The sequence below is a fragment of the Novosphingobium aquimarinum genome, assembly GCF_009746585.1.
GTDB classification, from domain to species: Bacteria; Pseudomonadota; Alphaproteobacteria; order Sphingomonadales; family Sphingomonadaceae; genus Novosphingobium; species Novosphingobium aquimarinum.
In genome coordinates this window covers 50,471-65,637 of sequence record NZ_WRPO01000015.1, presented here as the reverse complement: position 1 = coordinate 65,637, position 15,167 = coordinate 50,471, and the positions used below count along the sequence as shown (strand labels likewise).

The 15,167-nt window shown below is 65.2% G+C and carries 11 protein-coding genes; 4 read left to right on the top strand and 7 right to left on the bottom strand.

Features of this window, described 5'->3' with window-relative positions; genetic code table 11:
- Positions 1-3 precede the first annotated feature (3 nt).
- Positions 4-1,803 (top strand): cation:proton antiporter domain-containing protein, encoded by a 1,800-nt coding sequence (locus tag GQO94_RS14560; protein ID WP_156842160.1) that lies wholly within the window; start codon positions 4-6, stop codon positions 1,801-1,803.
- A 45-nt stretch (positions 1,804-1,848) separates the two neighbouring features.
- On the opposite strand, the gene alaS is transcribed toward GQO94_RS14560, so the two are convergent.
- From alaS to smpB, 6 genes are all read right to left on the bottom strand, one after another.
- On the bottom strand, positions 1,849-4,506 hold the full coding sequence (alaS, locus tag GQO94_RS14555; RefSeq protein ID WP_156842159.1) for an alanine--tRNA ligase: 2,658 nt from the start codon (positions 4,504-4,506) through the stop codon (positions 1,849-1,851).
- Positions 4,507-4,580: 74 nt separating this feature from the next.
- A complete protein-coding gene (locus tag GQO94_RS14550; RefSeq protein ID WP_156842158.1) occupies positions 4,581-5,873 on the bottom strand; it encodes a M24 family metallopeptidase in 1,293 nt (430 codons plus the stop codon).
- A 159-nt stretch (positions 5,874-6,032) separates the two neighbouring features.
- Positions 6,033-7,109 carry a recombinase RecA gene (recA, locus tag GQO94_RS14545; protein WP_156842157.1) on the bottom strand — a complete coding sequence of 359 codons (1,077 nt, stop codon included), beginning with the start codon at positions 7,107-7,109 and terminating at the stop codon, positions 6,033-6,035.
- 162 nt (positions 7,110-7,271) lie between these two features.
- Complete coding sequence (locus GQO94_RS14540) at positions 7,272-9,728, bottom strand: hybrid sensor histidine kinase/response regulator (protein ID WP_156842156.1); 2,457 nt, start codon at positions 9,726-9,728, stop codon at positions 7,272-7,274.
- Complete coding sequence (locus GQO94_RS14535; protein WP_232332946.1) at positions 9,725-10,291, bottom strand: DUF2062 domain-containing protein; 567 nt, start codon at positions 10,289-10,291, stop codon at positions 9,725-9,727. The genes GQO94_RS14540 and GQO94_RS14535 overlap by 4 nt, the downstream gene beginning before the upstream one ends.
- Complete coding sequence (gene smpB / locus GQO94_RS14530; protein WP_156842155.1) at positions 10,288-10,770, bottom strand: SsrA-binding protein SmpB; 483 nt, start codon at positions 10,768-10,770, stop codon at positions 10,288-10,290. Before smpB ends, GQO94_RS14535 begins: the two co-directional genes overlap by 4 nt.
- Before the next feature lie 243 nt (positions 10,771-11,013).
- Here smpB and GQO94_RS14525 point away from each other — a divergent pair, with 243 nt between their 5' ends.
- Complete coding sequence (locus GQO94_RS14525) at positions 11,014-11,607, top strand: glutathione S-transferase N-terminal domain-containing protein (protein WP_156842154.1); 594 nt, start codon at positions 11,014-11,016, stop codon at positions 11,605-11,607.
- Between the two features lie 11 nt (positions 11,608-11,618).
- On the opposite strand, the gene dapA is transcribed toward GQO94_RS14525, so the two are convergent.
- Entirely contained in the window at positions 11,619-12,500 is an 882-nt protein-coding gene (gene dapA, locus GQO94_RS14520; RefSeq protein ID WP_156842153.1) for a 4-hydroxy-tetrahydrodipicolinate synthase, read from the bottom strand.
- 99 nt (positions 12,501-12,599) lie between these two features.
- Here dapA and GQO94_RS14515 point away from each other — a divergent pair, with 99 nt between their 5' ends.
- Both GQO94_RS14515 and greB read left to right on the top strand, forming a co-directional pair.
- On the top strand, positions 12,600-14,564 hold the full coding sequence (locus GQO94_RS14515) for a lytic transglycosylase domain-containing protein (RefSeq protein WP_156842152.1): 1,965 nt from the start codon (positions 12,600-12,602) through the stop codon (positions 14,562-14,564).
- 106 nt (positions 14,565-14,670) lie between these two features.
- Complete coding sequence (gene greB, locus GQO94_RS14510) at positions 14,671-15,156, top strand: transcription elongation factor GreB (RefSeq protein WP_156842151.1); 486 nt, start codon at positions 14,671-14,673, stop codon at positions 15,154-15,156.
- Positions 15,157-15,167 lie beyond the last annotated feature (11 nt).

The window sequence follows — 15,167 nt, the reverse complement described above, 5'->3', positions numbered from 1 at the left end:
GCGATGGCCGGATCCGCCGAACTCTACTCGCCGATGATGTCGGACGCGCTCGTCATCCTGGGCGCGGCAGGCATCGTCATACCCGTCTTCAATCGCTTCCGGATCACGCCCGTGATCGGGTTCATTCTGGTCGGGCTGCTGGTGGGTCCCTTCGGCCTCGGTCGCTTCGTGTTCGACCAGCCATGGCTCTCCTACATAACCATAACCGACCCTGACGGTCTCGACGTCTTCGCCGAGTTCGGGATTATCCTGCTGCTGTTCTCGATCGGACTCGAATTGTCTTTCGCGCGCCTGTGGCAAATGCGCAGGCTCGTGTTCGGGCTGGGCTCGCTCGAACTGATCGTCATCGGCTCCTCGCTCACATTTATGTTCGCCACGCTCGGCCAACGTTTCGACGGCGCGCTGGCCCTCGGGCTGGCGCTTGCGCTGTCCTCGACCGCGCTGGTGCTCAAGATCACCAGCACCAGCACGCCGGTCGGGCGCGCTGCGCTGTCGATGCTGCTGTTCGAGGATATCGCGCTCGTGCCGATCATCTTCCTGCTGGGCGCGCTCGCGCCATCGGCGGAAGGCGGGATCGGCAGTTTCGTCCACACCCTGCTGCTTGGCACGCTGGTGGTCGTCGCCCTGCTCGTCATCGGGCGTTTCATGCTGCCCCGGCTTTTCGCGCAGGCGGCGCGCACCAAGAGCCCGGAGCTGTTCCTTGCCGCGAGCCTGCTGGTGGTGATCGTCGCCTCGCTGGCCACCGCCGCAGTCGGGCTCTCACCAATCGTCGGCGCGCTGATCGCCGGGCTGCTGATCGCCGAGACCGAATATCACGGCGAAGTCGAGCACATCACCGAACCCTTCAAGGGCCTCGCGCTCGGGGTGTTCCTCATCACCATCGGCATGAGCATCGATCTCAACGTCGTCGCTGACAACATCGTGCCGATCCTCGTCGCCACGGTCTCGGTGATCGCGCTCAAGGCGGCAGTCACCAGCCTGCTGCTGCGGCTTATGGGTGCCCGACGCGGCACCGCGACCGAGACGGGCATTCTCATGTCGAGCCCGTCCGAGACCACGCTGATCGTGCTCAGCGCGGCGACGACGGCAGAGCTCATCCAGCCCGGCACGGCCCAGTTCTGGCAGATCGTCACCGCCATCGGCCTCACGGTCACGCCACTGCTGGCGCTCGTCGGCAAGGCCATGGCGCGGCGTGTCGACGGCGTGGAGGCGGCCTTGCCAAGCGATGATGCCGCCGAAGGTCGCGCCATCGTGGTCGGCTTCGGCCGCGTCGGACGCCTGGTCGCGGACATGCTGGCGCGGCACGGCAAGCCCTATATCGCCGTCGACAGCGATACCGATCTCGTCACCGATGGCGCCCGCAAAGGCTACAACGTGGTGTTCGGCGATGCCAGTCGCGCCGAGGCGCTGGTCAAGCTGGGCGCCGATCGCGCCACTGCCGTGATCCTCACGATGGACGAGCCGGTCTCGGCACAGCGCCTGGTGCGCAAGCTGCGCGGGCTGTTTCCCCACTTGCCGATCGTGGCGCGCGCGCGAGATGCCGGCAATGCCGCCACGCTCTATCGCGCGGGCGCGAGTCACGCGGTTCCCGAAACGCTCGAAAGTTCGCTCCAGCTCTCCGAAGCCGTGCTTGTCGAGCTGGGCGTCGCGATGGGGCCCGTCATCGCCTCGATCCACGACAAGCGCGACGAAATGCGCGACATGATCATGGAAGAAGGCCAGATCGACTGGAAGCCCAAGCTGCGATCGAGCGGCCTGCGCGAACGCGCCGAAGCCGAGATCCAGGCGGAAAGCGCCGGCTAGACCGAGCGCCGGCTGAAGCGAGCGCTGGCCGCTCCGTCGCCGCGTTCAGCCCGCGAGGACTGCCTTCACCGCCGCGATCGCTTCGCCCGCCTTGCTGCCATCCGGACCGCCGCCCTGTGCCATGTCTGGCCGGCCGCCGCCGCCCTTGCCGCCCAGCGCCGAGACGCCGGCACGCACCAGCTCGACTGCGCTGAAGCGTTCGGTGAGGTCTTCGGTCACGGCCGCTGCGATGCTCGCCTTGCCGTCGTTCACCGCGACGATGGCGGCGACGCCCGAACCCATGCGCTGCTTGGCCTGATCGAGCAGACCGCGCAGGTCCTTCGGGTCGAGCCCCTCGAGGACTTGTCCCGAGAAGGTCACACCGCCGACGTCTTCATCCGCCGGCCCGGCAGCCGCACCGCCGCCGCCGCCGCCCAGCGCCAGCGCCTTCTTCGCCTCGGCCAGTTCGCGCTCCAGCTTGCGCCGTTCCTCCAGCAACCCGGCAACCCGCGCGCTCACATCTTCGGGGGTGGTCTTGAGTGTGGCGGCCGTCGCCTTGAGCGCATCCTCGCGATCGACCAGCCAGCGCCGAGCGCCCTCGCCTGTCAGCGCCTCGATCCGCCGTACGCCCGAGCTGACGGCGCTTTCCGAAACGATGCGGAAGATGCCGATGTCACCTGTCGCGTTGACGTGCGTTCCACCGCACAGCTCGACCGAATAGTTGCGTCCGTCGTCTCCTGCCCGTCCCATCGACAGGACACGGACCTCGTCGCCGTATTTCTCGCCGAACAGCGCCATCGCGCCCGCGGCAATCGCGTCGTCGGGCGTCATCAGGCGGGTCATGACCGGCTCGTTGTGGCGGATCTCGGCGTTCACTTCGGCCTCGATCGCGGCAATGTCATCGGGTTCGAGCGCTTTGGGATGCGAGAAGTCGAAGCGCAGCCGGTCTTGGGCGACCAGCGAGCCCTTCTGCGTGACATGATCGCCGAGCCGGCCGCGCAGAGCCGAGTGCAGCAAGTGCGTGGCCGAATGGTTCGCGCGAACCGCATCGCGGCGTTCGACATCGACTTCCAGATGGACGACATCGCCCACCTTGATCGTGCCGGCCTCGATCTTGCCCGCCATCGTGTTCAGTCGTCCGAGCGGCTTGCCGGTATCGGCGACGACGAGCTTCAGGTCCTTGCCATCGCTGATGGTGCCGGCATCGCCGACCTGGCCGCCGCTTTCCCCGTAGAACGGCGTCTGGTTTGTCAGGACGATAACGTCGTCTCCGGCGCTTGCGGACGCGACTTCAGCGCCGTCTTTGACGAGCGCGACGACGCGGCCTTCGCCCGACGTGGCGGTATATCCGGTAAACTCGCTGGCTCCCTCGCGCTCGGCTATGTCGAACCAGATTTCGTTGTCGGCGGCTTGTCCGGAGCCCTTCCAGGCAGCGCGCGCCGCGGCCTTTTGCTGCGCCATCGCGCTGTCGAACCCGGCGCGATCGACGCTGATGCCGCGGGCGCGCAACGCGTCCTCGGTCAGATCGTATGGGAAGCCGTACGTGTCGTAGAGACGAAACGCGGTTTCGCCGGGCAGCTCGCCGCCCTCGCCCATCGCGCCCGTCGCTTCGTCGAGCAGCTTGAGGCCGTTCGCCAGCGTGCGGCGAAACTGGATTTCTTCGCGCTCGAGCGTTTCCTCGATCAAGGGCTGCGCACGGCCCAGCTCGGGATAGGCCTGGCCCATCTCGGCAACCAGCGCGGGCACGAGCCGGTGCATCAGCGGCTCGGACGATCCGAGCAGATGGGCATGACGCATCGCGCGGCGCATGATCCGGCGCAGCACGTAGCCGCGCCCTTCGTTCGAAGGCAGCACACCGTCGGCCAGGAGGAACCCGGTCGAGCGCAAATGATCGGCGATGACGCGGTGGCTGGACCGGGCATCGCCTTCGGCCTCGACTCCGGTCAGGCTTTCCGAAGCCGCGATCAGCGCCTTGAACGTATCGATATCGTAGTTGTCGTGGACGCCCTGCATGACGGCGGCGACGCGCTCCAGCCCCATGCCGGTGTCGATCGAAGGCCTCGGCAGATCGCCGACGATCTCGCCCGCGGCCTGCTCGAACTGCATGAACACGAGATTCCAGATCTCGATGAAGCGGTCGCCGTCTTCTTCCGGGCTTCCCGGGGGGCCGCCGGGGATCTCTTCGCCGTGGTCGAAAAAGACTTCGGAACACGGACCGCACGGGCCATCGTCGCCCATCGCCCAGAAGTTGTCCTTGGTGGCGATGCGGATGATGCGATCTTCGGGCAGACCGGCAATCTTGCGCCACAGATCGAAGGCTTCGTCGTCGGTGTGGTAGACCGTCGCCAGCAGCTTTTCGGCGGGCAGGCCCCATTCTTTCGTCAGCAGGGTCCAGGCGTGCGTGATCGCCTGTTCCTTGAAATAATCGCCGAACGAGAAATTGCCGAGCATTTCGAAGAAGGTGTGGTGCCGCGCGGTGTAACCCACGTTGTCGAGATCGTTGTGCTTGCCGCCGGCACGCACGCATTTCTGCGAGGATGCCGCGCGCGGCGTCGCGCGCGTCTCGAGGCCGGTGAACACGTTCTTGAACGGCACCATCCCTGCGTTGACGAACATCAGCGTGGGATCGTTGTAAGGGACGAGCGGCGCAGACGGGACAGGCTCGTGCCCTTGCGCGGCGAAGTAGTCCAGGAAGGACCGGCGGATCTCGTTCGTGGTCTGCATGATGCTTGGGCAGTTAATTGCTGCACCGCTTAGCGACAAGCGGTTTCAGCCGAGCGCCGCGCTGTTCGCGCGCGTCACGCGGTTCCGATCAGCGCGCCGGGCTCGTCGGGCGGGATAGTGAACCATTTCGGGCCCGTCTCCGTCATGTGGAAGCAGTCTTCCTGCCGCACGCCGAAGCGGCCGGGCTTGTAGATGCCGGGCTCGTTGGAAAAGCACATGCCGGGAGCCAGCAAAGTCGGCTCGCCATGAACGAGATTGACGGGTTCGTGGCCATCCATGCCGATGCCGTGACCGGTCCGGTGCGACAGGCCGGGCAAACGATAGCCGGGGCCGAGGCCCTTCGCCTCGTAAAGCGCACGCACGGCATCGTCGACCGTGCCGGCGGGAACGCCGAGACCCGCTGCGGCGAAGGCGGTGTCTTGCCCCTGGCGGACGAGATGCCAGGTGGCGAGCGCGTCGGGATCGGGCTTGCCGTGGAACACGGTGCGCGAAATGTCAGACTGGTACCCGGCGACAGTGCAGCCGCAATCGAACAGTACGGTCGAATTTTCGCGCACGACTTGCGGCTTTCCCGTACCGTGCGGATAGGCGGCGGCTTCGTCGATCAGCACCATCGAGAACTCGGGCTTCCCGCCGAGCGCGGTCGTGGCGCTGCTCATCAGGTGCGAAATTTCGAGGTTCGTCATGCCCGTGCGGATCTGCGGCACGGTCCAGGCGTAAGCGGCCATGGTGACGTTCGATGCCATCTGCATCAGCGCGATCTCGGCGGCGGTCTTGCGCATGCGGCAGGCGCGCACGACCGGATCGGCCGAGACCAGACGCGCGCCGGGCAGCGCGGCGGCAAGGCCATCGGCGGCGAAGAAGCGCACGGTCTCCTCGATGCCGATGCGCGCGGGGTCGTGCTTCCAGGAACGCAGTTGCCGGGCGATGAGCGCAATGGGGCTTTCGTCCTCCTGCCAAACCTGGATTTCGGCCTCGATGCCAAGCGATTCGGCCACCGAGGGGCGCTCGAAGAACGGCGTGACGATGACCGGGGTGCCCTCGACGGGAATCAGCGCGGCAGTCAGCCGTTCGGACCGCCGCCACTGGACGCCGGTGAAGTAATCGAGACTGGAACCGGGCTCGATCACGATCGCGTCAATATCATTCTGCGCCATCAAGGCGCGGGCCCGGTCCAGTCGCGCCTCGCGCTCCGTCATGTCAATCGGAACCACGCTCTCGGTGAGGGGGCGCAGATCGATTCCATCGGACTCTGCCGCCCACATCGCGCCGGGCGGTGCCAGAGCAATCGCGCCGACGCTCGCCCCGGCAGCGGCGAGCAAGCGGCGGCGGTCGATGCGGGTGATGTTCGCGGCGGCGGTATTCATGCGGCGTTCCTCCCGCCACGACCTTGCCCGCTGGCGAGACATAAGAAAAGCCGGCGCGGGAGAGTGCATCCCGGCCGGCTTTCTCGTTGCGGAGCGGGATCCACTCCGCCGGGGTCTTTTATCGAACCGGGCTCGCCAGCCTGATTCCATCAAGCGGGATCATTCGGCGTCGTCCTCTTCGGTCGGACCGGTCATCATTTCTTCCGCAAGGTCTTCCTTCTGCCCGCGGATCGCCTTTTCGAGGCGATCGCAAACCTCGGGATTGTCCCGCAGGTAATTCTTCGAGTTTTCGCGGCCCTGGCCAATCCGTATCGAATCGTAGCTGAACCAAGCGCCCGACTTTTCGACAATGCCGGCCTTCACGCCGAGATCGAGGATCTCGCCGATCTTGGAAATGCCTTCGCCGTACATGATGTCGAACTCGACTTGCTTGAACGGCGGCGCGACCTTGTTCTTGACCACTTTCACGCGCGTGGCGTTGCCGATGATCTCGTCACGATCCTTGATCTGGCCGGTGCGGCGGATGTCGAGGCGCACCGAGGCGTAGAACTTGAGCGCGTTGCCACCCGTCGTCGTCTCAGGATTGCCGTACATCACCCCGATCTTCATGCGCAGCTGGTTGATGAAGATCACCATGCACTTCGAGCGATTGATTGAACCCGTCAGCTTGCGCAGCGACTGGCTCATCAGCCGCGCCTGCAAGCCGACGTGACTGTCGCCCATCTCGCCCTCGATCTCGGCGCGCGGCACCAGGGCGGCGACCGAATCGACCACCAGCACGTCGATTGCGTTCGAACGCACCAGCGTATCGGTAATCTCGAGCGCCTGCTCGCCGGTGTCCGGCTGCGAGACGATCAGCTCGTCGATGTCGACGCCCAGCTTCTTCGCGTAGACCGGATCGAGCGCATGCTCGGCATCGATGAACGCCGCGGTGCCGCCGTTTTTCTGCGCTTCGGCAATGACGTGCAGCGCCAGCGTGGTCTTGCCCGAGCTTTCCGGCCCGTAAATCTCGATCACACGGCCCTTGGGCAGGCCGCCGACACCCAGCGCGATGTCGAGCCCCAGCGAACCCGTCGAAATCGCTTCGACCTGCATCGCTTCCTTGGAGCCCAGCTTCATCGCCGAACCCTTGCCGAATGCCCGGTCTATCTGGGCAAGCGCCGCTTCGAGCGCCTTTTGACGGTCCATGCTGTCCTTGTCCTTGCCTTCTTGAATCAGCTTGAGCTGTGCAACCATGACACGTCCCCTTTTCGCTTCGGCCGACCGAGTGGGCCATTCCGCCGATGTACAGCGTTTGTTCTCATGGAACAAGTAGGGAACAGAATTTTATTGCAACGCGAATTTCCCGCCTGTCGAACGGTACCGGCCCGGTGCCGATTCCGCCTGAAGCGGACCGACTTAGTGCCGGTCGGCAAGGTTCAAGGCAAGGACCTCACCCACCTTTTCCGACAATTGCTGGACCGAGAAGGGCTTGGGCATGAACCAGGTGCGGGCGATGCCGATCTCCTTACGCAGCTGTTCCTCCGCATAGCCGGACATGAACAGGATCGGCAGATGGGTTTCGCGCTTGCGAATTTCGCGGGCCATCGCCGGCCCGTCGATGTTGGGCATGACGACATCGCTGACGACCAGATCGAACTTGCCGCCCGAGACGACATGGTCCAGCCCTTCCTCGCCGTCCCGCGCCGCGACGACATCGTAGCCCTGACGAGTCAGTGCGCGCTCGGCGACCATACGCACCGGATCTTCGTCCTCGACCAGCAGGATGCGGCCACCGCCCGCCCACTTGCGCACCGGCTCGGCCGCGATCGCGCGCGGGGCGCCGCCTGGCGCGACGTGGAACACCGGCAGGTAGACCGTGAATCGCGTTCCCTTGCCGCTTTCCGAGTCGGCGAAGATGAAACCGCCCGATTGCTTGACGATGCCGTAGACCGTGGAGAGGCCGAGCCCGGTGCCCTTGCCTTGTTCCTTGGTGGTGAAGAACGGCTCGAAGATCTTGCCGAGGTGCTCGGGCGGGATGCCGCCGCCGTTGTCCTCGACCACGAGCGCGGTGTATTCGCCGGCAGGAATGATCTCGCTGCGCATCGCGCGCACGTCCGCTCCGGTCACGCGGCGCGTGCGGATCGAGATGCGGCCCTTGCCGTCGCCACGCGCGTGGATCGCATCGCGGGCGTTGACCACCAGATTCATGATGACCTGGCCCAACTGCTGCGGATCGGCGCGAACCGAGCCGAGATCGCGATCGTGGCCGACTTCGACCTTGATTCGCTCGCCCACCAGCCGCTTCAGCATTTGCGAGGTTTCGGCCACGATATCGGGCAATTGCAAGACTTCGGGCCGCAGCGTCTGTTGCCTCGAAAAGGCGAGCAGCTGACGAGTCAGGGCCGCGGCGCGATTCGAATTGGCGCGGATCTGCTGAATATCGTCATAGTCCGAATCGCCCGGCGTATGGCGCATCAGCATGAGATCGCAGGTTCCCAGGATCGCGGTCAGCACGTTGTTGAAATCGTGAGCGACGCCGCCGGCCAATTGTCCCACCGCCTGCATCTTGGTCGCCTGCGCAACCTGGCGGCGCAAGCGCGTTTCCTCGGAGGTGTCGGTCAGACCAAGCAGCACCGCAGGCTCGCCCAATCCGCGCACGCCCGCCAGGCTCAGTGAAACCGGATCGTCGGGCTGCGTCGTCAGCCGCACGGCGATGTCGCCCGCCGTCGCCGGCCCCTGCCCAAACCGGCGCACGGCCTCGGACAAGGCGCGCTTGTCTTCCTTGACGACGAGATCGGTGGGGTACGTCGGCGGCAACTGGCCTTCGCGGCCGGCAGCGCGCATGAAAGCCGGATTGGCGAAAAGCAGGCGCCCGTCGCGATTCGCCATGGCGAGCCCGAGCGGCAGCTGGCCGAGCATCGATTCGAGATGCGGGACCGCGGCCCCGCCCGTCTCGTTGCCGCCGCCCACTCCGATTCCGGCGTCGGCGATCAGCATCAACGAGGGGGTCGTTTCAGGCTCGGTGCCCTCTGGAAAGTCGGGATCGAACACGGGAATGTAGTACAGCGTCAGCGGCGGCCCACCTTCGCCTTCGCTCGCCCAGGCGATTCGGCCTTCCTCGTCCTGGTGGATGAGCGCGACGAAGTCCTGCCCGGTGGTGTCGATGAGCGGATCGCCCGTGGCGCGTTCGGCAAAGCCGGCGCTGGCACCCCGGATCACGCCGTCGGGATCGACCACGGCGGCGGACATCCCGGCGCGCGAAAGCGCCCTGCCCAGCTTGCCGTCGAGCCGCTCGACCAGTTCGGCCACCGGGTCATCGCTCACCTCGGGCACGAACCGCCAGATGAGATAGTCCTCGCCGCGCCCCGCGCGCTCGGCCTCGATGCGCCAGGACCGCGCGCCCTCGGCCACCGGCCCTTCCTGCCGTTCGATGACGGCATGGCCATCGCGCCAGGCATTGCGATTGGCTTCGGCCAGCTTCTCCGCCGCGTCCCGCGAAGCATCGGCAATCGATGGGACGCGCGGCGGGGCTTGCGACGTACCCATCCATTCGCGGTAGCGTCCGTTCGCGCAGACCAACCGCCCGGCCCGATCGACCACCGCCACTGCCGTATCGGGCCGCTCGATCGCGGCAACAGTCACCGACCAGTCCGGCAGCGCGAATTCGGCCGTCTCGGCGTCCGGGCGGCGCAGCGAACGCGTGGCAAAAGCGAGGACGAGCACCAGCACCGCGCCTGCGAATACGGCGGGAATGACCGGATCGCGGCTTGCGAACCAGACCAGACCGGCACTGCCCGCGAGCGCGACGCCAATGGCGATCCAGTCGGTCCAGCCGCGCGCCTGCGGCGCGACCGCTTCCTCGAGACCGTTCATGACAGCCCGCTCTCCTGCGCGCTCGCGCGACGACGGTCACGCCGGGCGCGGTGCTTGCGTCCGATCCAGGCACGCCAGACCCAGCTCGAAACGACATAGCCGATCGCGGAGCCGACGATGGCGAGGACGACGAAGCCGACCGCGGTAACCCCGGCGGTCTGGAAGAACCAGCTGATCTGCTCCCAGCGCCCGCTGGTGACTTCGCGTCCGAACGACGTCGTGACACCGTCGCGATCGATCTCGAGCACGAAGCGACCGACGCGATTGGCGACCAACAACCAGAACGGCAACGTAAAGGGGTTGGTAATGAAGGTCACCAGCGCCGCGATCGGCACGTTCGCGCGCGCGGGCAGTGCCAGGAACGCGGCGAGGAAGATCTGTCCGAGCGGAACGATGAACCCAGCGAAAATCCCCAGCGCCACGCCACGCGGCACCGAACGGCGGGTGAAGCGCCACAATTCGGGGCTGAGAAAGCGGGGCGCGATGGGCGCGAGCCAGCGATTGCCGGACATCGCCTCGCGAGTCGGCATGTTGCGCTGAATCCACCGCGAGATCTTGCTCATCCATGCTCCCGCAGGAGCCGTCCCTGCTCACGCTTCCAGTCGCGTTCCTTGATCGTGGTGCGCTTGTCCGCCGCGTTCTTGCCGCGTGCCAGGGCCAGTTCCACTTTCGCGCGCCCCCGACTGTTGAAATAGACCGAGAGCGGAACCAGCGTCATGCCCTTGCGCTCGACCGCACCCTGCAGCCGCGCGATCTCGCGTTCGTGGAGCAGCAGCTTGCGCGGGCGCTTCGGTTCATGATTGAAGCGATTGCCATGGCTGAACTCGGGCACGTTCGAGTTGACCAGCCAACATTCGCCGTTCTTCACTTCGGCATAGGACTCGGCGATCGAGCCCTCTCCGAATCGCAGCGATTTCACTTCGGTGCCGGTCAGGACGATCCCGGCCTCGAACGTCTCGTCGATATGATAGTCGAAGCGAGCGCGGCGGTTTTCCGCGACGCTCTTCTGCTTATCGAATGTCTTGTGCTGAGGCCGTGCCATGGTGGGGGCATTTAGGAGGTTTCGCGAAAAAGAAAACGCTGCGTCGCATCGCATTGCGGTCAATCACTAAGATCGTTGGCGGAAGAACGGAATATGCGGCGCGCTCACGCAAGCAACTGGTCGTCGACCGGGATGATACGACCCTCGTCGTATCCGCACCGGAAGCACGCCTCATCGCCGCAGCTGGATCAATGAGGGACCTCGGCCATTGTTCGAACAGAACACTTACCACAGGAGAGATTGATGAAACTCTACTACGCCCCGGGCGCTTGCAGCATGGCGGATCACATCGCGCTGCACGAGGCTGGCCTGACCTTCACCCACGAGCGCGTCGACCTCAAAACGGGGAAGACCGAGCACGGCAAGGACTTCACCGAGATCAATCCCAAGGGCTATGTGCCCGCGCTGGAACTCGATGGCGGCGAGCTGCTGACCGAGAATGTCGCGATCCTCGAATGGATCGGCCAGCAGGCTCCGCAACTCGTGGCCGAAGGGCCGCTGGGACGTACGCGCACGCTCGAGAAGCTGGCATTTGTCACCTCAGAGCTCCACAAGAATTTCGCGGCGTTCTTCGGCGGCGCTTCGGACGACCAGAAGCAAAAGGCCGCCGATCAGCTGACCAAGCGATTCGGCCAGATCGCGGAGACGATCCAGGGTCCGTTCCTGTTCGGAGATCGGTTCACTGTGGCCGACGCCTATCTGTTCGTCGTTTCGACCTGGACGGACCATTTCGATCTCGAGTTGCCCGCCAAGCTCCAGGACTTCCGCCAGCAGGTCGCGCAGCGTCCGGCCGTGCGCAAGGCGATGGAGCACGAGGGCTTGCTCGAAAAATCGTAAGCGATGGGTCCTCAGGCGAGGCCGGCGTGCACCAGCGCCTCGTCGACCGCCTTCATCGCAGCCTCGCTACACGGCACCAGCGGCAAGCGTAGCTCATTGGCGATCGCGGGCATGACCTTGCTCAGCGCATACTTGCACGGCCCCGGCGAGCTGTCTTCGAACATCGCGTAATGCAGCGGGTAGAGAAGATCGTTCAGCCGGCGGCTTTCGGTCAGGTCATTGGCCGCGCAGGCCGCCTGAAACTCGGCGCACAGCTTCGGGGCGACGTTGGCGGTGACCGAGATACACCCGACGCCGCCGGCGGCGTTGAACGGTAGCGCCAGCTCGTCGTCACCCGAAAGCTGACAGAAATCCTTGCCGATCCCCATGCGGTGATCGGTAACCCGCGAAAGGTCGCCGCTGGCATCCTTGATCGCGACGATCCGATCCGGGAACCGGGTAGCGAGTTCGCAGACGGTCTCGGGCTGGATATCGGTCACCGTGCGGCCGGGCACGTTATAGAGCACGATCGGCAGATCGTTGTTTTCCACCAGATAGGAGAAATGCGCAATCAGCCCTTCCTGGCTTGGACGATTGTAATAGGGCGCGACGACCAGCGCGGCGGCCGCCCCGCTCTTCTTCGAAAAATTCATGTGGAGAAGTGCGTTCATCGTATCGTTGCTGCCGCATCCGGCAATCACCGGAACCCGGCCTGCCGCCTGCTCCACGCAAACCTCGATGACACGGTGGTGTTCGGCGTTCGAAAGCGTGGAGTTCTCGCCCGTCGTCCCACACGGGACGAGCGCCGAGGAGCCGCTCTCGATCTGCCAATCGACCAGCGCGCGGAAGGCCGCTTCGTCGAAACCACCATCGCGGAACGGCGTTACGAGTGCCGGTATCGATCCCGAGAACATGGACTTTGCCCCTGCAGTTGGTTCAAGTGGTGGCCGAACACGGGGGTGAAAATCCGCCCGGCCCTTCGTTCAGCGCCTGATAAGGAGCCTTCCCCGACAATGTCCAGCATGCTCCGTGCCTCGACATTATTGCTACTCGCCACCGCAGCTTGCGTTTCCTCGCCCGCACAGTGCCAGGAAGGCCGCGAATGGGACCTTGCGAAGGCCCGTCTCATGCAAGGCCACGACATGGCGATGCACCAGGCGGTCGATCGCTGGCGGCAGCTCAGCGCGTCGAGTTCGATGCCGTTCGGCTCCTACGCCAGCTTCCTCATCACCTATCCCGGCTTTCCACAGGAAGAAAAGCTGCGTGGCTACGCCGAGACGGCGCTCGAGCGCGAATCGCCCGACGCTGGCACGCTGGTCGCGTTCTTCGACAAGTTTCCGCCGCTTTCGAGCATGGCCGCCGGCCGCTACGCCACGGCGCTGACGCTCGTCGGCCGCAAAGATGCCAAACAAAAGGCGATCGAGGCTTGGCGGATGGGCGCGCTCGCTCCCAATGACGAAGCGACGATCCTGACGTACTACGCGAGGGACCTCGATCGGAAAGACCACGATGCGCGAATGAACGCTTTGCTGTGGCAAGGCGAGACCGCGCAGGCGGAACGGCAGATCTCCTTCGTATCGCCCGATGCGCGCAACTTGTTCATGGAACGGCTGGCGCTGGCACAGGGGTCGGCGCCCGGGAGCCTCGGCGTGCAAATCGACTCCGATGCGATGCGCGATCCCGGATACGTCTACAACCGCATCTCGCAGGCGCGCAAATCGGGTAATCTGGGCTCGGCAATCAATCTGCTCGCCAATCGCCCGCCGCTGAAGGATCCGGTCCCCGAACCGGAGAAATGGGTCAAGGAACTGCTCACCGCCGCGCGCGGCGCGGGCGCCGATCCGGCAGTGCGGATCGCCTCGCAGATCGACGACGCCTTCGAGCCCGGCACCGACATTTCGAAGCTCAGCTATCGCCTGCGCGACGACTATACCTCGCTGATGTGGCTGGGCGGAACCAAAGCCCTGTGGGAGCTTGGCGACGCGCGCCGCGCCGCGCCGCTGTTCTACCGCTATGGCGCCGCTGCGCAGACGCCGGGCACGCGATCCAAGGGCTTCTACTGGGCCGGCCGCGCCATGGCCAAAGCCGGCGCGAAGGAGGAAGCGGAACGCTATTTCGAGCAGGCGGCGGAGTATCCCGAATACTTCTACGGCCAGCTCTCGCTCGAACGGCTGGGCCGCCCCCTCCCCAATCTCGACACGACTCCGAAGGCGCGGCCTTCGCGCGCAGAGGCCGAGGAATTCGCCGCCAAGCCCATCACCAATGCGGTGCGCGAAGTCGCCCGCGATGCCGATTGGCGGACCGCGGTGCAGTTCTTCCGCGAGATTTCCGATCAGGCGGACAGTGAAACGGATCATGTCCTTGTCGCCGATCTCGCGCGCGAGATCGGCCGTCGCGATCTCGGCGTGATCCTTGGCCAGAACGCCCATGCCGAAGGCCATACCGAGTTCGGCAAGATCGCGTTCCCGACATTGGTGCCGCCTTCCGGCTCAAACTGGATCATGGTGCACGCCTTGTCGCGTCAGGAAAGCCAGTTCGCGCAGAACGCGGTCAGCCATGCCGGTGCCAGCGGGCTCATGCAGCTCATGCCGGGCACCGCGCGCGAACAGGCGGGCAAGCTCGGCCTGTCCTACAATCAATCCGCGCTGATCAGCGATCCGGCGTACAACATCAAGCTGGGCGACGGCTATTTCGGTCGGATGATGGACTACTACGGTGGCGCCTACCCGCTCGCGGTCGCGGCCTACAATGCCGGGCCGGGCAACGTGAACAAGTGGCTGCGCGCTAACGGCGATCCCCGCACAGGATCGGTCGAATGGGTCGACTGGATCGAGCGCATCCCGATCTACGAGACCAAGAACTACGTTCAGCGCGTGCTCGAGAACGCCGTGGTTTACGAGGCGCTTTATCCCGAGCGGGCCTTCTACAAGGGCAGCAATCCGCTCAGCCGGTATTTGGGCAAACGCACACCCGGCTGACCGCATTCGTTCGCGCCGAAGCATGCACTCGATCTTCCGGCGTGAGGTCGCAAGATCGAGCCTGCTATGGCTTGCTTGAACGGACTTGCCTAAACAGAGCGCCAAGATGAACGCCGCCGGCCCCCCGATCACGCCCCAAGGCATGGCTGCGCTGCGCGCGCGATATCATCACTTACTCTCCCAGGAGCGACCCGAGATCGTCGAGATCGTCAGTTGGGCGGCGGGCAACGGCGATCGTTCGGAAAACGGTGACTATCTCTACGGACGCAAGCGGATGCGAGAGATCGACCGCGAATTGGCGTATCTCGCGCGCCGGATGAAGGCGCTGCGCGTGGTCGATCCCGCCGCGCAACCCGATCGCGATCGGGTGTTCTTCGGCGCGCAAGTCACCATCGCTGACGAGGACGACGCGCAGCGCACGGTCACGATCCTCGGCGACGATGAGCAGGATGCGAGCCAGGGACGGATCGGATGGGGCGCGCCGCTCGCTCGCGCGCTCCGCGGCGCGGCGGTGGGAGATTTGCGAACGGTGCGGCTCCCGACCGGCGAAAAGGAATGGGAAGTCGTCTCGATCGTCTATCCGGACTTATAGCGTGAGAATGG

Bases quoted from the DNA above. Each gene is read 5' to 3' on its own strand.
- recA (WP_156842157.1), bottom strand. From the start codon at position 7,109: ATGGTTGCACAGCTCAAGCTGATTCAAGAAGGCAAGGACAAGGACAGC.
- dapA (WP_156842153.1), bottom strand. From the start codon at position 12,500: ATGTTCTCGGGATCGATACCGGCACTCGTAACGCCGTTCCGCGATGGT.
- GQO94_RS14515 (WP_156842152.1), top strand. From the start codon at position 12,600: ATGTCCAGCATGCTCCGTGCCTCGACATTATTGCTACTCGCCACCGCA.
- GQO94_RS14540 (WP_156842156.1), bottom strand. From the start codon at position 9,728: ATGAACGGTCTCGAGGAAGCGGTCGCGCCGCAGGCGCGCGGCTGGACC.
- alaS (WP_156842159.1), bottom strand. From the start codon at position 4,506: ATGCAGACCACGAACGAGATCCGCCGGTCCTTCCTGGACTACTTCGCC.
- GQO94_RS14560 (WP_156842160.1), top strand. From the start codon at position 4: ATGGCCGGATCCGCCGAACTCTACTCGCCGATGATGTCGGACGCGCTC.
- greB (WP_156842151.1), top strand. From the start codon at position 14,671: ATGAACGCCGCCGGCCCCCCGATCACGCCCCAAGGCATGGCTGCGCTG.
- smpB (WP_156842155.1), bottom strand. From the start codon at position 10,770: ATGGCACGGCCTCAGCACAAGACATTCGATAAGCAGAAGAGCGTCGCG.
- GQO94_RS14550 (WP_156842158.1), bottom strand. From the start codon at position 5,873: ATGAATACCGCCGCCGCGAACATCACCCGCATCGACCGCCGCCGCTTG.
- GQO94_RS14525 (WP_156842154.1), top strand. From the start codon at position 11,014: ATGAAACTCTACTACGCCCCGGGCGCTTGCAGCATGGCGGATCACATC.
- GQO94_RS14535 (WP_232332946.1), bottom strand. From the start codon at position 10,291: ATGAGCAAGATCTCGCGGTGGATTCAGCGCAACATGCCGACTCGCGAG.